The sequence below is a fragment of the Chryseobacterium sp. DZ-32 genome (assembly GCF_059587025.1).
On record NZ_JCAIOM010000009.1, the window covers coordinates 130,357 to 149,658 of the forward strand.

Here is a 19,302-nt window from a genome sequence, read left to right on the forward strand (position 1 = left end):
TGATTCGTGATTTCTACGAAGTTTTCTGTTTATCTTCTAAAAGTTCCAGTAGATAGTCTATGGTTTCTTTGGTATATAAAATTTCCTGAACCGGGTCAGTTTAAATTGTACTCCATTTTTATTTTAACTGGTAATGCGGAGCATATCATATTAAATGATAGGAATAGAAACAAAAAAATCATATTTCAATCATTTTGAACATTCTAGGAGTAAATTCACATCTAATGATTTCTCAGAATACATTTCCGTAATCTCATTTTCTGCTGAATCTGTACTCAAAAACCAACATTTTATAAAAAGTAAGTTCCTGATCTATTCTTCATTAAATTGTTTGATATATCTTTTAAAAGCTGATTGATTTCATTCTCACTACAAAACGTAATATCAATATTTTTTCTTAATATTCTTCCTGAAGAATTCAAAAAAAGAAGGATTAAATATTTTCTAAAAGTCTGTTCCTTTATTTCTATTCTTACAATTTTCTTTTGCGCCGTTTCTAAAACCAAACTTTTTCCTCTGTTTGAAGGCCATTGATAGCTTTTGATGGAAATTATCTTTCCGGAATGCTCATATTCGAATATAAACCGGTTTTTTAACAGTCCATATACAAGCACCAATAAAGCTGTTAAGCAAAAAAATTCTATAGCAAAAATGTATTTCAAATACATGAGAATACCAATGTTCAAAAAAAGCAGCGACAATATAATTAACTGAACAAGCATATAACGGTCTACTCTTTTCTTATTATCTATTTTCATTACCCTTCAATGATTAAAATTGTCTATTCTTATTTATTTTCTCTGTATATATTTCTGATTTCAGATGCAGAATATTGCTATTCCATTCATTCTGCCAGCTTGTAAAAAAGTACCGGTTGAACTCCCAAAAAAGCATTGCTATCAAAAATGTAATTTTTATAATTTTAATCAGACTTAGCTTTCTATTTACATTCATTCACTTATTGCCTATTTTTATTCTTTAAGGTAAAGCGACATCATTCATAATTTAATCAAGTAAAACATGCTATTTATTTAAAAATAAGCGTTAAAATATCTCATAAATATGAAATATTAATAGAAATTTCATTTAAAAAATTTGAGAATTGATTTAACTTTTAATTATTAGTAAGCATTAAAATTATTGACACAAATGTCTGATAATCTATACGAAGCATAAAATAATTACTGTAAAAATAGATTACTAATATTGTAATTTTTAATCTAGTCTTATGTAGTTTATAAACGACATTTAATTCTTTTAACAATGATTTATTTTCACTACATTTATAATAACTGAATCGAATAAACACAAATGTATCAACTATCCTTAATATATCATAAAGCAGTTATATTGCTGCTATTATTCTGGATACTGCTTTGCTATAGCCAGCAAACAGTTTCTGTATGGTATGACACAGATAATGGACTTCCACAGAATAGGGTAAAAGATATTATTAAAGGTAAATATGGATTTATATGGCTGAGTACAGAAAACGGTTTAGTACGCTGTGATGGATACAATTCTATAACGTATAATTATCTTAATCTTAAAGACAATAGTGCTTCTGTATTTTTTGGAAATATTGAAAAAGATTCCATTTATAATTTTATTGCTTACACTGAAAATATAGTATCCATTACAGCTCAAAAGCTTCACGAGGCTGATGAATATGATCGTTATATATAAACGACAATATCAATTAAAATAAAAAACAAAAAGATGAATAGAAAAATTATTATTGCAGATGATCACTTAGTAGTAAGATTAGGTACTACCCTGATTTTGGAATCCCACTACAAAGATGTAAAAATTTCCTGTGCAAAATCCTATATCGAGCTCACAGAAAAATTATATGCTGAGTCGTTTGACCTGCTGATTTTAGATATCAATATGCCGGAAAGCAAATATTTGAGTATGATTGGTGAAATAAAAACAATACAGCCCAATCTTAAAATCCTTGTTTTTTCGGTGTATGACAATGATGTTGCCGTACGATACATCATTGAAGGAGCTGATGGATACATTAATAAATTATCAGATGAAAATAACATCCTGGAAGCAGTTCACCAAATCTTTGAAACCGGAACTTATTACTCACCGGATATTGTAAAAAAGCTTGTTTCATCTGCTAAAAAAGATACTCCCATCAATCCACTTGAAACATTATCTGAAAGAGAAAAGGAAATATTTGATCTCCTGGTGAAAGGTTATGGGAATATTGAAATATCGAATGAACTCAACCTTCACCTTTCCACTGTGAGTACTTATAAAGCAAGAATTTATAAAAAGCTCAATATTAAAAATGCTGTGGATCTTGTAAGGCTGGGCGATAGAAACCAGATCCACAAACATAAATAAACGTCCCCATTATCAAAAAGATGGGCTGAAGTACGTATTGAGAGTATAAAAAAACGGAATAAATATTCCGCTTTTTTATACTCTATAATCTATCAGAATCGTAAAGTTATTATTACAATTTTAGTAATGCTTTTTTGATTTAATTTTCTTCTGTAATTTTTGAGTCAAGGTAAGTAGCTCATTAATTTGTTCTCTTTGAGAGTCAATTTGTTTTTGCTGTTCTATGACATGTAAATACAGTTCTTCTACTTTTTCCAGAGTTTGGGTTGATAATCGGGTAATATCAAAAGAATATCCATCTTTCGTTTTCTCTAACTCTTTAATAGAAGTTACCCCGGGCAAATGCTTATTATCCTGAATAAACTTTTCTGTATCATAAATAGTTGAAAATTTATAATTTGAATTCATATTTGAAATCCCGTTAAAATACTGATCAAATACATAATCCGGATAAGTAGCTGTTGTTGTAGCAATGCTTCCATTTACTTTTAATCTTTCCGATCCGAATGTGATACCGCTATTATATCCTATGCCCAATTTCTGATGAATAAAAAAATTCCCATCCGGTTCTATGGTTGACTGTACTGTTCCTCGATCTCCCGCCACCGGAGCTGTCACAAAATCAATACCTGAGGGAGTATTTGTATAACCGGTCCCAATAGAAAGTACCGTACTGTTGCCTGTAGCAGAAATCTGTGCTGCCGAGTCAGTATCACAATAAATAAATAATGAGTAATTGCCACCATTGGAAAAACCCATTGAAGATCTTGTTCCTGTTCCTGAATCCTGTATAATCCCAAGACCGGAACTGTTATTAATGGTTGTAGTCTGTTGATTCTCAAATTTCAGATCTTTTCCATTCTGGTAAACCGTTCTGGTATTGGTAAGTGTACCATCTGCATTATAAATATTATTATAGATCAGTTTTTGCCATACTGTACCATCAAAATAATAATACCCGATACTGTCGATATTCGTTCTAGGTCCGGTATTATTACCTGTTGAGATATCTGTTATATATATCAATGCTCCTTTTTGATCAGCTCCATAAAGAGAATCCCCTTTGGCAGAAAGCTGTGCTCGGGTAAGCCTCGGCGCCTGAAGTCCGTCAATATCAGCAACCCCTAGTTTTCCATTAACATCCAATGTGGAATTAGGTGTTGTAGTATTCACCCCTACACCTGTGGTCTGTGCAAAAATATCAGAAGAAGCTGTTAACAAGGCTACCGTTAATAAAGTTGTTAAATTTTTTCTCATTGCTTTTATATTAGTGTTTAAACTTTTTTTGAAGTGAATAGATATGAGGCCAGCAAGTAAATATGATCTTATATCAACTTGTGCATTCATAGCACAAATAAAAAAATATCACTTTACTTAAAATTGGAATAGAAAAAAACGGCTTTTTGCTTAAGGATAAACAAAAAGAATAAAAATTTTATAGAGGCTTTACAACCTGAGATAAATGTATTGTTCTATATATAGCTTTTGGGGAGTACTTTAGAGAGTTTAAATATATTTTTATTGTTCTTTCATTTGTATTTCATCATTACTGACTTAAATAATTCTTTTATTTTTTAAGGATTGAACTACTTTATTTTAATGATGGTACAAATTTAATACACGAGAGCTGAAAAATTTATTTGCTCCATGTAAAAACAAATTGCCGGTCTTGTAATATTATATCTTGTTTCTGTAGTTTAAAAATTACATTTCCAGAATTTAAATGAATATTTCTACCAATGCTCTGTGAAAAAATTTTTAAATAAAATTATAGTTTTCTCACAGAAACTTTCAAAAATAAAACAGAAAACAGGACATCATCAATATGAGATGTCCTGTTTTCTGTTGAATATGGCAATGGATTATTTAAATAATGGTGACTTCAGACAAATCAGCTCCCAGGCCTTTGAGGGAAGCAAATGTTAGTTTATCCATCTTTACATTGTCAAAGTGGATCGTTTTAATAGCACGATAATACTTATTGGTGAGAGAAAAAGAAGGAATGAAAGATACATTATTTAATATTGAATCCTTAAAAGTAACGCCTTCCAATGAAACCCTGTCAAATCTTACACCAATGAAAGTAAGATCCTCCAGAGACATTTCCCGTATATCACAATATTTAAAATGTACACCATCAAAAGTACATTTCTGGAACACTGTGTCTTTAAGATCAATCATTCTCAGTTTTACATCTTTCATTGTTAAATCAGTAAATTTAACTTTCCCCAGACCAATTCTATTGAATTCAGTCCGGATAAGAATAGCCTTATTAAAATCTGATCCTGATAGATCAAGTGTGGAGAAGCTGCAGTCTGTCAGGTTCGTTTCTTCAAAATTGGAATCACGCACATCGCTGGTTTTGAATAGGCTTCCGGTAAGATCAGCCCCAGAAAAATCCGATCCAGACAGTGAATTGGCTACAAATTTGGTATGATGTGCAGTAACGCCTGCAAAGTCTGTTTGTGAAAGATTGCTGCCTTTGAATGTGTTAAGCTGCTCTGGTATATCAGCCTGATCAAACGGTGCTGAGTTTTCTATTGGGCCAATACTCTTAAGACCTGCTCTTTCATTTTGAGATGGGTAATTTTCTGAAAAATAGTTGAGATCAACATCTAAAATATCAGCAAGCTGGTTGATGGTTAGGATATCCGGAACAGATTCTCCCCTTTCCCATTTTCCAACGGCTTGCGGACTAATATAGATGAGCTGGGCAAGCTGGGCCTGAGACATATTTTTTTCTTTTCGGGCCATCGCTATTTTATTGCCTAATATCTTCGTATCCATAATTGATAAGTTTTTTATTTCATTTAACGATACAAAGATAATCAGTGCACCACCCGGATATCTTATATTAATGAATACTTTGAGTTGTTTTACCGCTATTTATAGTTGTATTTAACAACCAGTAGTTGTTATATAGGACATCTGTAGTATAACTGCTGAGAATACTGTTCTAAATGATCAGTACAAAATCCGTCGTCCATCAAGTTTAAGAAGTTTATCCGCAGCCATCTTTTTAATGGTCCGTATTACGGTTTCAACACGTAAACCCGTTAAATTGGTAATCTGCTGTCTGGTAAGCGGGACCTGATAAGGATAAGATTTTTGCTTTAATGAATTTTCCTTGTAATAATCCAGTAAAGATTTTATTTTTGGTACCGGGTCTGTGGCTGAATTACTAAACAGTATTACATATTTATAAAAAAGCCGGTCGGAAAGATAACGAAACATGGTAAAAACCAACTCCATATTTTCACTCAATATATTCAAAAAGTTGGATTTTGGTAATCTGATAATTTTGCAATCGGTTCGGGCAACGGCATTCATCGGGTAATTCTTATCTCCAAAAAGCAGAGACTCTCCGAAGCTTTGACCTTCAAAAATAATGTTCAGGGTAAATTCCTTACCATCTTCATGATAATTATTTAATTCTACTGTTCCCGTAACAATCTGGAAATAATAATGGGGAATACCTCCCATTTCATAAATAGTTTCCTTTGCGGGATAATTTTCGTAAACTGCTCCGTTTTCGAGCAAAAGATTTTCATCGATAATCATATTATTCAATTTTTTGGTTATAGTTACGAATGAATATCTCAATAAAACCGGCAGTCTTTTAAGTGCAAGTTTTAAACAACTCAGATTGATTTTTTATCTCTGAAGGAATAAAAATCATAGTTGCTGAACATTATTTCGTAATTTTCAACTCCGAATAGCTATCTAATTTATTTTCCCCGACCCGTATGAATTAAGGCTGGTAGCAATAAGGTAAAGTTTGAGGTATAGAAAATATTGGTATTCGCATGTAAGCGTTACAGTATAGTTATATTGGGAATACAGTATCTCCCTTTGTAACGCTGTGGGGAATATTCGACATAATCATAGGGGAATAATGCAGTTATGCATTAACTGGCAATACCACAATATTATTAGCCATAGAACCGTGATAATCGTTTTTTAATGGTAACAATAATCTATTATTTCGGTCGTTGAATACATCTTTCAAAAGGTAATAATATGCTCCTTTCTGCCATTTGATGAAAATAAGTTCCTAACAACTGATGATAATTTTAGTTTAGGTTTGCTGTTCTTATTTCTTATTTTCTTTTATCTTATTATTACAAATGTAGAAGAATAATAGTATTTATCTTATGATGCTGATCATATAAAATAAACTAAGGATTAACCATTTTTCATGCAGCCGGATTGCATTGAACTTTCACCATTACAAAACGGTCGATTTTGGCCAAAAAACTTGAATTTGAAGAAAATACATTCACATTAAAAATACATTAAAAATAAAAAAGATGGAAAAGTATTCAAAAAATACCTCCTCCATCTAAGTTAACAATACAAGTTACTCTTTTCCCAACATTTTTTTAAATAGATTGAATTTCTGTCATCGGAACTGGTGATTACAGCAAATTTTTATGCTCCATCAGATAGCACAAAGCTTCTCTTACGGCCTGTTCGGGATTTTTCGGATTAAAACCCAATTCATTTCTGGCTTTGGAAATATCAAAATTCTGTTGTAGTCCTGAAAACATTGCAATATCCTTTGTAGTTAATACAGGAGGTTTCCCACTAATTTTGGCTGAAAGTTCCATTAATCCGGCAATGGTATAGAGGACAAATTTAGGAACAGAACCCGGCACTTTGATTTTCAGTTCAGGATAAAGCTTTTGAGCTAATCTGGTAGTGTTGGTAATAGTCATACATTTTTCATTAGCTAAGATATATCGTTCTCCTGAGTGTCCTTTCCGAGCAGCAAGGTAACATCCTTCGGCAACATCTTTTACATCTACCCAATTAAGGGTTATTTGGGTATCCATTGGTATTTGTTTATTTAAAATTAACTTCAGTACACCATAGGACACATTCAAAGGAAGAAATGCTTCGCCACCTATCATTGCTCCCGGCATTACGGACACCAGTTCTATTCCTAATTCTTCAGCGAGTTGAAAAGCCAGTTTCTCACCATCGTTTTTCGAATTATAATACATATCCCGGCGGTCAGGATTATACCCATTACTTTCTTTAGCAGGAAGATGGGTGTAATCCAAAGCTGCAATGGAACTTACATAAACGATTCTTTTCACGCCCGCTTCAGCAGCAGCTTCAATCGTATTTCGGGTTCCGTTCATATTGACATCGTAGATTTCCTTTTTTGGATCTTTAGCCCACAATTTAAATGATGCACCTACAGCATAAAATGTATGAACCCCTTGAAGAGCCTTAACAAAGGAACCTTTGTCCGTAATGTCAGCCTGAACTACTTCGCAGTTCAGATCCTTGAAACATTCTTTATTTTGGATGCTGCGAACGGAGGCCCTAACATGAAATCCTTCTTTTATAAGTAATCTTACCAGATTATTGCCCAGATGGCCGTTCGCACCTGATACCAATACTAAGTTTTTGCGTGTCATATCTTTTGATTTTAAATGATAATGCAAATTTCACTTATGCCCATTCAAAATCAATTCACAAATGTTACCTAATAATTTGCTTGCGGATACGGCTCAAACTTTTAGGATTCATCCCTAAAAAAGAAGCGATATACTGCATCGGGACATTGTGCAGAATTTCAGGATTTTCTGTTATCAACTTTAAATAACGCTTTTCAGCAGTCAATGTTGCAAGATCCTTTGCCCGTTTTTCATTGTAGGACAACGATTGCTGAAATACCAAAAAACTGAAATCTTTAAACGCAGGACTCTGGTGGATAAGCAGGTCGAGATCAGCTTTTGTGATGCGTAAAAGCTCACATTCGGTAATACACTCGAGATTTTCTTCAGATTTATTCTGATTGACAAAGTTGGTATATGATGTAATGAAGCCAGGAGGACAGTTGATATGTGTGGTTATCTCATCTCCTTTATCATTGTAATGGAACAGCCGCACAAAACCTGAAACCACAAAATACAGGTACTTTGGTATTTTTTCTTCTTCCTCAATTATTCTGTTTTTTGGATACAATACAGGTTCGAAATACCGATAACAAAGCTCTCTTTCTGAATCTGAGAGTTTTACATTTTTTGAAATAAGTTGGTTCAGCTGATTGTGCATAGCATTACAAAAATATAAACTTCCGGGTTAAAATCCACTATCATCTGAAATTGGCTACTTTCCAACAAGAGGATCTGTTACCAGTTTATTTACCTCTAATGGAATTGATTCCCACACTAATTAAATGATCTCTCAGTAATTTTTTAAATAAAATTACAGTTTAATTATAATTTAATTTGTAACTTCATTTCATTATTTATGATTGTATCTTTTTGATATACAGCTAGTTTTACTGTATATCATTTTTTGGGCAAAGCTTATCATTTTTTATGATATCCTCTATTGAGTTAAAAAATGATAAACTAAAAAATAAACCATTAAAAACATATAATCATGAGTAATGAAAATTTTAACACGCTTGAACTGCTTCACAGAAAGTTCAGATACCCGTTTCCCACTTTAAAAAATCCTTATGCAGATCAATTGCAGGAAATAACAGAGCATCAATGGATCGACGGAGAATATCTCTGGCTCTATGAAAAAAATCCTGATGTCCGCAGGAAATACAAAAAAACAAAAACGGCCCACATTGCAGCGCAGTGGTTTCCTACCGCATCAGCCGAACGATTTAAACCTATTTGCAGGCTTATGCTCTGGACTTTGTACAATGATGATCTATATGAGGAAAGTGAACCTGATGACATCGATTATGTGCATTTGCAATCAATTGCAATTCTGAATGGTGAACTCAGTGCGGCACAGTCTCCAATTCCCTTAGGTTCAATGCTGGGCTCATTAAGGCAGGAACTGCAGCAGTTCATTCCACAGGAATCAATTTCCCGGTTCACACAAATGATCAGCAGGTACTTTAATGGATTAAAAACAGAGGTGCAGTATAAAAAAAATAAAACATTCCCAACAATCACCGAGTGTATTGCCCTGAGAGAAGATTCTATATGCCTGTATCCTTTTCTGCAGCTTACAGAAGTTGAAACCGGAGTCATTCTGCCTCCTGAAATTCATGCCCATCCGGTTATTCGTCGTCTACAGGCATTAGCGTGCCATCTGGTAACGTTTTTCAATGAAGTACAGTCTGTAATGAAAGATGAAGCCACAGAGAGTATTTATTACAATATTGTGAAAGTGATACAGCACGAACGCCAAATGTCTTTGAAAGAAGCCTGTCTGGAGGATCTGCGTCTCCATAATGAAGACCTGAAAGAGTTTATCACCTTACAGGCTTCTCTTCCGGATTTTGGAGAATGGCAGGATGCCGTAGTCAACTGGGTGCATTATATGAGTATGGTATTAAGCGGCTGGAAAAATATTTCTACCAAATTAGCCCGTTATAATGCCATGGAATTTCCGGATGCAGAAGAGATGAAAAACAAATTAAATCAGATATAAACAAGCTGTAAAAAAGTAAATCCAGAACAACCTTAAACTTTAATAAAATGAAACCCGAAGAATATCATTCAAAAGATTACCTACCACGCGGCTATTATCCATGGCCGGACCTTATCAGCCCGCATGCTGAACAAATGGGAAAAGATATGGAAGGATGGATTGATAACGACTATACTTTCCTGACAGAAAAACAACGTGAAAAATACAAGAAAATGAGGTTACATATGTGTACTGCGCGTATGTGGCCAGACCTCACTTATGAGCAAAGTATCCCTTGCAATAGATTCATGCTGCAATATGTTGTGCTCGACGATCAGGTAGAACACTCATCTCCCAAGGAAATGGAACAAATGAGAAATCGATGTACAGCAATTCTCAGAGGAGAGCAGCCAAAACCCGAAGAAAATGCACTTTATCAACACATAGCATTAATAAGGGACGAATTCCGTGCATTAATGCCTGCGATATGGGTAGAACGTTTCATACATTATTTTTATCAATCGTTCCGGTATGGAATTGAGCTCGAATATCCTTACAAGAAGGCTGAACGGCCACCATCACTCCATCTTTTCAAAACCATCCGCGAATATTCAGTTCTTATGCGGCCGTATCTGATTTTTGGTGAGATAGAGTCAGGTCTCGTTTTACCTGAACATATATTTGAACACATTGTTTTTCAGAAAATGATATCTCATATGACCTTAACTGTGGCATGGCAGAACGATATTCATTCTCTGCCTAAAGAAATGGCGAAAGGAACTGAGGTTTTTAATCTCGTTTTTGTTTTACAGCAACAATACAATCTTTCATTGGCAGAAGCCTGTTCAGAAACTTTTCGTATTCACAACGAAGAAATGGCAGGTTTCATGACTTTACACAGCGAATACCGTGAGTTTGGAGAATATCAGGAACACGTAGACCAATTCGTTTATTATGCAGGAGTGGGACTACAGGGAGTGAATACTTTTTACCTCGAAACGGAAAGATATCTGCACGGAGGAGCAGGCTTTGCCTGGCCGGAAAAAATTGTAAATGAAAAAGATCTTCTTTAAAATCATTCAGGATATCAGAAAATAAGATAAAATATACTATTCTTAATGCAACAGCAACATTGTTGTATTATTATTTAATTGTGTTAACAGGGACAAGGGAAGAAAATGAAACAGCATATTAAAAATCAACCTGAAAGACAGAATGATATGATATACCGATATATGACTCAAAGCACAGACCTTAGAGATGTCTTCTAAGGTTCCAAAACTTACGAACCGGAGCAAAAAGTGGCCCGTCTGCAACTATTTAGTCTAAAGCTTCTGTGATAGCATTTTTACTGATTATACAGCCTGAGAATGTCCACCAATTCGGGTAGGGATCGTATTTTCAGTTTTTCAAATAACCTGTTTTTGTAAGTGCTGATCGTCGATGAATGGAGATTCAGCTGATTAGAAATTTCTTTGAGGGGAAGACCTTCCGCAAGCTTATTGGCAATTTGCAATTCGCGGTCTGAGAGCGCTTCAAAGGGAGATTTTTTCGTCGTGCCATTTAAGGATTCTAAAAAAATAGCTTCCTTTATATTATCACTGACATACCGTCCTTTACTGAGCATAGCCGCCAAAGCAGTTTCAATGACTTCAGTGGAGCTTAGCTTACTTAGATAGCCGCCAGCTCCCATTTTCAGATAACGCATTCCATACAGCTCTTCATCCTGTGAAGAAAATATTAGAATTTTTAATTCAGGTTGATGTAATTTTATGTAATCTATTGCTTCCTGAACAGTGCCATTGGGCATATTAACGTCCATGATGGCCAGATCGAATTCTTCTTTCAGAATCAATTTGTACAGTGATTTATAATCCTCTACTTCTGAAATTATGGCATCGGGTCTGAATCGTTTGATTGTTTGTATCAAACCCATCCGGACGATACCATGATCGTCTGCTACAACAATGCGAATGTTTACTTTTGAACCCATCATTCTATAAATTTACGTAAAAAAAGAGAAACCGTAGTACCTTTATTTTCAGCGGAAATGATCTGGATGTTTCCATGCAGCAAGGATATAAATTTTTTTACAATTTTCAAACTTAATCCAACTCCTTTCTCGCCTGCAGTTCCCAGAAATATGGGATTATCATAATTGTAGATCCCCGATAAATACTTTTCATTTATTCCGGTTCCGGAATCAATTACAGAAAGTACAACCTGATCACCTTCTGTAACGGCCTGAAAATAAATATCCTGACCCGGCAAGGAGTATTTTACCGCGTTGTTAAAAATTTTATCCAAAACATATTCGAGCAACAGGCGATCGCTTGTAAGAAATGCATTGTGATCTCCTTTAAAATAAAATTTAACGTTTTTTTCTTTTAATTTAACAGTGTATTTTTCTTCTAAATAGTGAAAGAGGTCCATCACCATGATTGTAACGGGTTTAATCTTAAATTCCCCGTATTGTGTTTTTAGCCAGGTAATGCTGTCCTGAATCGTTTGCAGATTCTTCCGGGCATCACGTTTTATCTGCGGCAATAACTTAAAAAAATCTTCCTCACTTATAGTCTTTTGCTCCAGCTCTTCGATAAGCCAAAGAAAGGTTCCAAACAGTTCTTTTGAGTCATGAGACAATATCGAAATCAGTCCGTTCTTGAAATTAATTTCGTTTTCAAGTCTTTCGATTTTTAATTGTAGTTCGTTGATAAAATCATTCATAAATTCAGTATCACGGTTAGAAGCTGTTTGAATTGTTTTTTGAAAGAAGGCAGAAAGAGTTATATTGTTTAAATACGAATAAAAACATATAGTTCAGACCTTTCTTCCAGGAGCTGGCAAGTTATAAAAAATATCATATTAGTGAAAAAAAAATCAAATGGGATTTACCTGAAATAATACAGGTCCTGTTTTATCTCACAAAAAAGACTGTGTCAGATTCCATGAGAATTTTGACTCTGGCAGACTGTTTACCGGTAGTATCGAAAATAGAGAAAAGGTGAAATATAGAACAGTATCAACAGATTACTGATCACAAAAAGCTGAATGATACAGGATAAAAATGGCAGACTGAAGTGGCAATCATTGATAGCCAGACTACCAAAATACATCCACAGGTACTAAAAATATAGGGCTGATGAAGGAAACTCATCAAAAAAGAAGACGCATCTATGGAGATACTTCAGGAAATCTTTTGGAAAGTTTTGTGGTTTCGGTCAATTGCTATCACGGAAGTACAGCTGTAAAATGCCCGGACAAAATACGCTCAGAATGAATTATCGCTATTAAACGGATCTATAAGAAAACTATTTCAGAAAGTAGGGTTAAATTGCCGTAAAACTATAATACACATTGACAGAGTAAGTGGTATTTTCCTTCCCTACCAAACTTTGGGCACCCGCAGGCGAAATGGTGTATCTTACATTTAGTCCCCGATCCAGAACCGGAGCTCCGTTAAAGAGTATTTTTTGAGGAGTTTTGGATAAAGGTACACTTACAGAACTTCCATCCACACCAATTTGTAATATATTGGAATTAATGTTGGTCTGTAAACCGCCTTTCTTGAAATAATTTTCGTCCGATTTTACATAGAGCTCAAAATTTTCATTATTAGACAACATAATCTGGTTGGGAATCATTTGTGACTGACCATCCGTGTAATGGGCAGCAGTATTAAAATTGAAGTTGACATTGCGCCCGGAACTGGGAATGGTGATCTCCGACAGGGGAAGCACCTTCAACTGAACAGCCGTATTTTGCAGGCTGTTAATGGAGTTATCTGTACTGCTGGCATTGAAGTTCAATTCAAACGTGTAGGTTCCGGCTTCAAAAAAGAAGTTTTTAAAATCTTCCGCAGACACATAAAGCTGGGGAGTGAAGCTGTTTCGGTTTCCCGCTGCAACACTGAAATTAGCCGCGGAAAAATTCTGAAAATCGGCAGATAAAGCTTTGGTGGTAAGTGCAGATCCGTTACTCCCCAATTTAATGCTGGCAATATTTCTGGTTCCCGGAACCCCTTTAGAAGAAGTAAACTGAATGTTTGCGGAAGCAGCTTTCGCCCCAAAATTAAAATCAACCGTATTCGCGATTTCCGTATTTCCCAAATCCCACACCCGAGTGCTTGTATTCCGATAGTCATTCAAAGAAGAAATTTCTATGTATTTTGTTAAAGAGTTTGCAACCCATCGTATAGATGAAGGAATAATTAAAATTGTTTTAAAATTACGGGGTGTGAAGTCATTATAATTCTGAGTGATATCCATGGAGTAATTCCCGGCACGGAAAGCATTGGCCGTAAATTGTGAGGCAGGAATTTTAAATGTAAAATTGATGTTTCCCCGGTTGAATCCTCCCGCGAGACTGATCGATGGCGGTTCAAACCATTTTACAGCGCTTGTACTGAACGACTGAAAACCTGGCAAATAGCCTGAAATTCCGGTATAGGGCAGCTGGCCGCCCATACTTTCCAACTGCCACAGAAGCGTGGAAGAAGGTAAAGTAAGTGAAGAAGAAGAGTGAGTAAAAGTTGGTCCTGAAACAGAGGTAAATGTAGGTGCGGTTGGGAGTAATCCCAAAAAGGCATAATCCCAGTTGGTTCTGTTGGCGTTCGTCATTACCCTTGTAGGTACTGAGGTAAATTCGGTCCTGTTAAAAATATTACTTTCAGGAACCGACAGGTACACATCCTGAGCTTTCGAGGCTGCAGACCCGCAGAAAACAATAAAAATTCCTATTAGAAAAGCCCTCATCTTTTTCATACTTTTAAATTTAAAACTTTTTCACCTTAATGGTGGTGTCTTTCTTCTTATATTCAAAAACCACGGTTTTTGAATACCCTTCTTTTGTTACCAGAATCGTTTGGGTAGGTTGTGTATAGCTGTATTTGTCATTTTCAATATAGAGGTTGTATTTTCCATCTTTCAGGAAAAACTCAAACTCATTTCTTTGGTTAACCACAGCAGTATAGATTGCACCATCTTCACCTTTTGCATACACCACTATTCCTGTTACATCCGTTTCCAAAACATCATAGGCCTGCCTGATCTCTGTTAATTTCCCGCTTACCCTGATGTTTTTTACCAGGCCCACTTTGCGGTTAATATTGTTATGGACCATAATGGAAGGATCCATCATCAACCGGGCACCTGCATTTTCGTTCACTTTCAGTGTGTAAGTACCTTCGGGCACATTCTGAAAGACTACTTTTCCATTCTTATCCGTCATCGCTACATAATTGTCCAGTTTTACAATTTCATTAGCAAGTACCGATTCGCCGGATTCCAGAAGTCCATTGAAATTTTTATCTTCAAAGAACTGGAAAGCCACTTTATGATTTCCAAGAGCCGTAGCGGTGGTAAAATATTTTTTAATCCCCGCTCTGAACTGGTAATAACTGCCGCTGCTTGCGTATTCAGCGGTAGATTTATACCCGGAAAGATTAAAATAGCCTGTGGTGGACCAGGAAGGCGAAATCTTATATTCCAGATTACCTGTGATATTGCTGTTTAAATTTTGATACAGTTGCGAATAAAAGGTTCCTGCTGAAAAAGATCCGGTCAGATTATGATTAAACATCTGGAAATTATAAGAGGCGTATACATTGTAGTTGGCGAAATTACGGTTTACATTATAATAAGAATTTAAATCAAAGACACTTGTTGCGTTCCATTGGGCCGTTCCGTTGAGGGAGAATGACTTATATCTGTAAGACAAGGTTGTTTTCAAACTGTTGAACCAGTCTGGTTTATCATTCTCTTTTGAATAAGAATATTCCGCCGTAAGGTTCAATCCGTGAGCACCTAAAGTAGTACTGATGTTGGCTTCCAACCTATAGGAAAAAAGTTCCTGTGATGTGTAAAAATTAGCTGTTTTTTGCTTTTCAACCTTTGGAGACAGTAGAAAATTCCATTTCTTTAAAGAAAACTGATATCCTAGTCCCAAAGCTTCTGTACTGTTGAAATAATAACGCAAATTAGCGGTGTTCCCAGGTTGGATTGGCTCGCTCTGGAAACTCAGGAACTCAGGCTCTATCTGCGAGTTCTGATATTGTATAAAAGCGCGCTGAGCAGTAGAAAATTGGCGGCCGATCCTCTGATTTGAGAAAAAGGATCCCCTTTTGATCCCTGCATAACTTTTGGTCGCAAAGGAATTGACAGATTGTATATCCCACTTCCCTATTTTCCCTTCGTAATTGGCTCCCAGTAAAGCTCCTGCATTTTCATCGTTGTTCAAAAGACCTTTTTCCTGGCTGACTCCCACCTCCGTTCGGATGGTGTGTTTATCGCTGACTAACAATGATGTTACCGCATTCGCTACCTGCGTATCTACGTTAAAGCGCGGATCATGGTCGAATATATAAGACACTTTCCCATTAAAAGATTTAGCATTCCCAAAAGCATATTTTGTACCTACCATGGTAGATCCTTCTGTTTGTTGGAAAAAAGTGCCATACAGATTATAATTATTTTCCAGCGCAAGAACTTCAATCTGATTATTTTTACCAAATCTGGTAGAAACCTTCCCGCCTCTTCCGAAAACCGGGTAATCGTAATCGCTGCTGTTAACATTTCCCAAGCGTAATACCGTATTTTTTCTCTCCAGTTCCAGCCAGGTATCATAGAGATTATACAGGCCGTCTTCAACATAGTAATCTGCACCGATATTGAAGCGCGATTTTACATTATCAGTAACACGAAATGCTGTGTTTCCCCTCAACTGGAGATAATTGAAACCTGAACTGTTTTCATTATAGCTCATTTCCGCAAAGTTACTTCCGCTCACCGCTTCATTTCCACGGGCAATCTGTCTGTTGTGCGATAAAATGACTAAATAGAGCGTGTTGCTTCCCACGATTTTATTATCAAGAAGGTCTGTGACAATTGCATTAATATTAAATTCCGGATAAAGTGTATTCTGTTTTCTGACTGCAATTTTAATCTCAACCGTTTGTTTTTCCAAACCTTCCAGGGATACAGTCTGTTGTTTTGGCAAAATTTCCAAACCATCAGGAATGGATTGCAGATCAATTTTAACGGTGCGTTTACTATACCCCTGATTTTCTACAGTCAGCAGAATTGAGGATTGAGGTAAAGCAGGGTTAATGAAATTTTCGTAGCTGGCGGTATAAACTGCGATATTTTTGTTCTCGCCCTTAGCAACGAAGAACGAGGCGCTTTCAGTTCTGGTGACCGTTGGAGTGGCGTACGAAACCTGGAATTGGATCTTATTGGATCTTAGTTTCATAAAATCCACGTTGGCAATCAGTTTCACAGGAAGATTTTTAGACTGACCAGCGCCTAAGGTAAAGTCATTTTTGGGATAGAAAAGTAATCCCGGATAGTTTTCCTGAGGAATAATATTCTTAATAATAATCTCTTCAGAACTTTTATTCTCAATAATCAGGAAATTAGTAAAGGTAGAACCTTTTTCAACAGCTAAACTGTCGTTTTCAAAATGGATTTGAATATCCTTTTTTTCCTGCGCAAAGGCCCACGAAAAGTGCAGAAGAACAAATATAAAAAATAAGATTGTTCTTCTTAGTACTGAGGTTGATATTCCATTCTGTGGTTTCAAGACTTACTATTAAAATTTAAAGTTTTTTTCTCCTACACGTAAATCATTGGATTCTGCCATTTTGACGATAACCACGCCAAAAAAGTTCCCTGAAATGTTCTCCGGTAGAGAAAACTGAACGACCTGATTGGTATCCGGAAGCATGGAGATTGAAATTGCGGGTAATTTTATTTCTTTGCCACTGTCTGTGTTGGTGAGTTCAAACTCAACGGTAGCATCATTAATGGTGTTTCCATCATTGTGAATGCTTACTGCGACTTTTCTGTTCGCTGCATTCTCATTGCTCACTTCTGCAATATTGGTAATATCCAGACTTTTTACATGGTTTCCCGGTGGAGTATAAAAGATGTGAAGTCCCACCTCAAATAAGGTGATAATACCAATACCGTTCTGAACACGTGCCTTATCTGCCTGCTGAGGAAGCTGAGTAAAAAACAACATACTGTTCGTAACGGCAGATTGTGATGCGTTTGCAGGAATCTGCATGGTTACTGCAATCTCCTTTGTACTTTTCGCAGGAACTGTTACAGTGTTTTCTAAGGTAGATACCCAGGAAGCATTAGACGTTTTTGAACTGCCTGCTTCAAGATAAACCTTATTTCCGTCTTCTTCTCTGAACCAGTCTTTAGAGTTGAGATTAAAGACATAATCCTTATCCGAGCTGTTCTGAAGCGTGACTGTCTTTGTTACTTTTTCTCCCGGATTGCCGGTAAAAAACAAACGTGTAGGCGACATAGAAATACTTTGTGCCAGAAGTGAAGAAGATCCTGTAAGGATAAAGAAAATGAAAAGGGGAATGAATTTGTGCATGGCGTAAATAGTTTAATAATAAAAGATTCCCAAAACTACTGAAAACATAGCAAAAGGAACCTTTTAAACTAAAATTTTTATTATAAAGCAGTCGCGGTATACGTTACTGTTTGTATATAAGTTCCGGCCGGTTTACCTAAAATATCTGAAGATGATGATTTTGCTGCCGGGATGGTGTAGTCCAGATTCAGTGTTAAGGCACTTCCGAGAGGAGCATTGGATACTAAAGTTCTTTCTCCTGGGGATAAAACCACGTCGTTTTTTGTTCCGCCCATACTTCCGGAAGCTTCTGCAGCTTTGATTGTCAAAACATCCACTGGGATTGAGTTTGAACCATTGACGAAATTCGGTCCCCCTGCTTTTACCTTTACATTAAAGTTCTTTGTGGAAGTAACTTTTAAAGAGTTCGCTTTGGTAATTGTCTGATCAGAGTTATAGTCTGCTGCAGTAACATAGTTAAAGGAAACTATACCACCAATTGCTGTACTTCCTGCATCGATAGAGATGACATCATTCAGGGTAATGTTTACAGCTGTGGTTGCGGTTGTATTTTGAGCTTGCACATTGTTAGTTCCAAATAGGATTGCTCCCAAAGTTATGGCTGTGATTGTGATTAGTCTTGTCATGGCAGTAATACTTTATTGTTATTTTTATTTAATTGTTCTTTATGAACACGAAAAATCTACAGCGATGATAAAAGTTTCTTTTTTATTATAAAGCCGTCGCGGTATAAGTTACTGTTTGCGTATAAGTTCCGGCCGGCTTACCTAAAATATCAGAAGATGATGATTTTGCCGCTGGAATAGTATAGTCCAGGTTCAATGTTAAGGCACTTCCAAGAGGAGCGTTGGTAACTAAATTCTGATCCGTTGCAGATAAAACTACAGTATTTTTTGTTCCACCCATTGTTCCGGCTGCTGTAGCGGCTTTGATCGTCAGAACATTGACAGGAATTAAGTTGGTTCCATTCATAAAATTAGCGCCTCCTGCTTTTACTTTAACGTTAAAGTTCTTTGTGGAAGTAACTTTTAAAGAGTTCGCTTTAGTAATCGTCTGATCAGAGTTGTAGTCTGCTGCAGTAACGTAGTTAAAATCTACCGTATTACCAATGGCTGTACTTCCTGCATCGATAGAGATCACATCGTTCAGGGTGATGTTTAC

At 35.9% G+C, this 19,302-nt stretch carries 18 protein-coding genes; 5 read left to right on the forward strand and 13 right to left on the reverse strand.

Annotated elements, in window-relative coordinates; translation table 11 throughout:
• Positions 1-290: 290 nt before the first annotated feature.
• Complete coding sequence (locus tag AC59HC_RS12005; protein WP_496558664.1) at positions 291-758, reverse strand: hypothetical protein; 468 nt, start codon at positions 756-758, stop codon at positions 291-293.
• 553 nt (positions 759-1,311) lie between these two features.
• On the opposite strand from AC59HC_RS12005, the gene AC59HC_RS12010 reads away from it, so the two are divergent.
• Both AC59HC_RS12010 and AC59HC_RS12015 read left to right on the forward strand, forming a co-directional pair.
• Positions 1,312-1,686, forward strand: coding sequence for a hypothetical protein (locus AC59HC_RS12010; protein WP_343638698.1), 375 nt, complete (start codon positions 1,312-1,314; stop codon positions 1,684-1,686).
• 33 nt (positions 1,687-1,719) lie between these two features.
• Complete coding sequence (locus tag AC59HC_RS12015; RefSeq protein WP_137906118.1) at positions 1,720-2,358, forward strand: response regulator; 639 nt, start codon at positions 1,720-1,722, stop codon at positions 2,356-2,358.
• 120 nt (positions 2,359-2,478) lie between these two features.
• Here AC59HC_RS12015 and AC59HC_RS12020 read toward each other — a convergent pair whose 3' ends face one another.
• The 5 genes from AC59HC_RS12020 to AC59HC_RS12040 form a co-directional block, all read right to left on the reverse strand.
• Positions 2,479-3,615 carry a phage tail-like protein gene (locus AC59HC_RS12020; protein ID WP_429814148.1) on the reverse strand — a complete coding sequence of 379 codons (1,137 nt, stop codon included), beginning with the start codon at positions 3,613-3,615 and terminating at the stop codon, positions 2,479-2,481.
• A gap of 609 nt (positions 3,616-4,224) precedes the next feature.
• Complete coding sequence (locus tag AC59HC_RS12025; protein WP_429814145.1) at positions 4,225-5,145, reverse strand: pentapeptide repeat-containing protein; 921 nt, start codon at positions 5,143-5,145, stop codon at positions 4,225-4,227.
• A 177-nt stretch (positions 5,146-5,322) separates the two neighbouring features.
• Positions 5,323-5,919: a Crp/Fnr family transcriptional regulator gene (locus AC59HC_RS12030; RefSeq protein WP_496558665.1), complete on the reverse strand. Its 597-nt coding sequence runs from the start codon at positions 5,917-5,919 to the stop codon at positions 5,323-5,325.
• An 857-nt stretch (positions 5,920-6,776) separates the two neighbouring features.
• A complete protein-coding gene (locus AC59HC_RS12035; RefSeq protein ID WP_343638705.1) occupies positions 6,777-7,787 on the reverse strand; it encodes an NAD-dependent epimerase/dehydratase family protein in 1,011 nt (336 codons plus the stop codon).
• A 64-nt stretch (positions 7,788-7,851) separates the two neighbouring features.
• The gene (locus AC59HC_RS12040; RefSeq protein WP_343638707.1) at positions 7,852-8,427 is read right to left on the reverse strand and encodes a Crp/Fnr family transcriptional regulator; all 576 of its coding nucleotides are present in this window, start codon (positions 8,425-8,427) and stop codon (positions 7,852-7,854) included.
• A 333-nt stretch (positions 8,428-8,760) separates the two neighbouring features.
• On the opposite strand from AC59HC_RS12040, the gene AC59HC_RS12045 reads away from it, so the two are divergent.
• Together AC59HC_RS12045 and AC59HC_RS12050 are read left to right on the forward strand one after the other, a co-directional pair.
• Positions 8,761-9,774, forward strand: a complete 1,014-nt coding sequence (locus tag AC59HC_RS12045) for a terpene synthase family protein (protein ID WP_137906123.1) — start codon at positions 8,761-8,763, stop codon at positions 9,772-9,774.
• 47 nt (positions 9,775-9,821) lie between these two features.
• Positions 9,822-10,826, forward strand: coding sequence for a terpene synthase family protein (locus tag AC59HC_RS12050; protein WP_496558666.1), 1,005 nt, complete (start codon positions 9,822-9,824; stop codon positions 10,824-10,826).
• A 275-nt stretch (positions 10,827-11,101) separates the two neighbouring features.
• Here AC59HC_RS12050 and AC59HC_RS12055 read toward each other — a convergent pair whose 3' ends face one another.
• Both AC59HC_RS12055 and AC59HC_RS12060 read right to left on the reverse strand, forming a co-directional pair.
• Positions 11,102-11,749: a response regulator gene (locus AC59HC_RS12055; protein ID WP_228406558.1), complete on the reverse strand. Its 648-nt coding sequence runs from the start codon at positions 11,747-11,749 to the stop codon at positions 11,102-11,104.
• Positions 11,746-12,480 (reverse strand): sensor histidine kinase, encoded by a 735-nt coding sequence (locus tag AC59HC_RS12060; RefSeq protein ID WP_343638714.1) that lies wholly within the window; start codon positions 12,478-12,480, stop codon positions 11,746-11,748. The genes AC59HC_RS12055 and AC59HC_RS12060 overlap by 4 nt, the downstream gene beginning before the upstream one ends.
• Before the next feature lie 415 nt (positions 12,481-12,895).
• On the opposite strand from AC59HC_RS12060, the gene AC59HC_RS12065 reads away from it, so the two are divergent.
• Entirely contained in the window at positions 12,896-13,033 is a 138-nt protein-coding gene (locus tag AC59HC_RS12065; RefSeq protein ID WP_181398003.1) for a hypothetical protein, read from the forward strand.
• Between the two features lie 49 nt (positions 13,034-13,082).
• On the opposite strand, the gene AC59HC_RS12070 is transcribed toward AC59HC_RS12065, so the two are convergent.
• The 5 genes from AC59HC_RS12070 to AC59HC_RS12090 form a co-directional block, all read right to left on the reverse strand.
• Positions 13,083-14,516 carry a hypothetical protein gene (locus AC59HC_RS12070; protein ID WP_411413010.1) on the reverse strand — a complete coding sequence of 478 codons (1,434 nt, stop codon included), beginning with the start codon at positions 14,514-14,516 and terminating at the stop codon, positions 13,083-13,085.
• A 10-nt stretch (positions 14,517-14,526) separates the two neighbouring features.
• Complete coding sequence (locus tag AC59HC_RS12075) at positions 14,527-17,331, reverse strand: hypothetical protein (protein WP_496558667.1); 2,805 nt, start codon at positions 17,329-17,331, stop codon at positions 14,527-14,529.
• Between the two features lie 9 nt (positions 17,332-17,340).
• A complete protein-coding gene (locus AC59HC_RS12080; RefSeq protein ID WP_496558668.1) occupies positions 17,341-18,141 on the reverse strand; it encodes a fimbrial biogenesis chaperone in 801 nt (266 codons plus the stop codon).
• Between the two features lie 80 nt (positions 18,142-18,221).
• On the reverse strand, positions 18,222-18,767 hold the full coding sequence (locus AC59HC_RS12085; protein ID WP_202838708.1) for a peptidoglycan-binding protein LysM: 546 nt from the start codon (positions 18,765-18,767) through the stop codon (positions 18,222-18,224).
• Positions 18,768-18,852: 85 nt separating this feature from the next.
• Positions 18,853-19,302, reverse strand: a 450-nt coding sequence (locus AC59HC_RS12090) for a peptidoglycan-binding protein LysM (protein ID WP_496558669.1), incomplete at its 5' end; no start/stop codon positions are given.

Bases quoted from the DNA above. Each gene is read 5' to 3' on its own strand.
- AC59HC_RS12005 (WP_496558664.1), bottom strand. From the start codon at position 758: ATGAAAATAGATAATAAGAAAAGAGTAGACCGTTATATGCTTGTTCAG.
- AC59HC_RS12010 (WP_343638698.1), top strand. From the start codon at position 1,312: ATGTATCAACTATCCTTAATATATCATAAAGCAGTTATATTGCTGCTA.
- AC59HC_RS12015 (WP_137906118.1), top strand. From the start codon at position 1,720: ATGAATAGAAAAATTATTATTGCAGATGATCACTTAGTAGTAAGATTA.
- AC59HC_RS12020 (WP_429814148.1), bottom strand. From the start codon at position 3,615: ATGAGAAAAAATTTAACAACTTTATTAACGGTAGCCTTGTTAACAGCT.
- AC59HC_RS12025 (WP_429814145.1), bottom strand. From the start codon at position 5,145: ATGGATACGAAGATATTAGGCAATAAAATAGCGATGGCCCGAAAAGAA.
- AC59HC_RS12030 (WP_496558665.1), bottom strand. From the start codon at position 5,919: ATGATTATCGATGAAAATCTTTTGCTCGAAAACGGAGCAGTTTACGAA.
- AC59HC_RS12035 (WP_343638705.1), bottom strand. From the start codon at position 7,787: ATGACACGCAAAAACTTAGTATTGGTATCAGGTGCGAACGGCCATCTG.
- AC59HC_RS12040 (WP_343638707.1), bottom strand. From the start codon at position 8,427: ATGCACAATCAGCTGAACCAACTTATTTCAAAAAATGTAAAACTCTCA.
- AC59HC_RS12045 (WP_137906123.1), top strand. From the start codon at position 8,761: ATGAGTAATGAAAATTTTAACACGCTTGAACTGCTTCACAGAAAGTTC.
- AC59HC_RS12050 (WP_496558666.1), top strand. From the start codon at position 9,822: ATGAAACCCGAAGAATATCATTCAAAAGATTACCTACCACGCGGCTAT.
- AC59HC_RS12055 (WP_228406558.1), bottom strand. From the start codon at position 11,749: ATGATGGGTTCAAAAGTAAACATTCGCATTGTTGTAGCAGACGATCAT.
- AC59HC_RS12060 (WP_343638714.1), bottom strand. From the start codon at position 12,480: ATGAATGATTTTATCAACGAACTACAATTAAAAATCGAAAGACTTGAA.
- AC59HC_RS12065 (WP_181398003.1), top strand. From the start codon at position 12,896: ATGAAGGAAACTCATCAAAAAAGAAGACGCATCTATGGAGATACTTCA.
- AC59HC_RS12070 (WP_411413010.1), bottom strand. From the start codon at position 14,516: ATGAAAAAGATGAGGGCTTTTCTAATAGGAATTTTTATTGTTTTCTGC.
- AC59HC_RS12080 (WP_496558668.1), bottom strand. From the start codon at position 18,141: ATGCACAAATTCATTCCCCTTTTCATTTTCTTTATCCTTACAGGATCT.
- AC59HC_RS12085 (WP_202838708.1), bottom strand. From the start codon at position 18,767: ATGACAAGACTAATCACAATCACAGCCATAACTTTGGGAGCAATCCTA.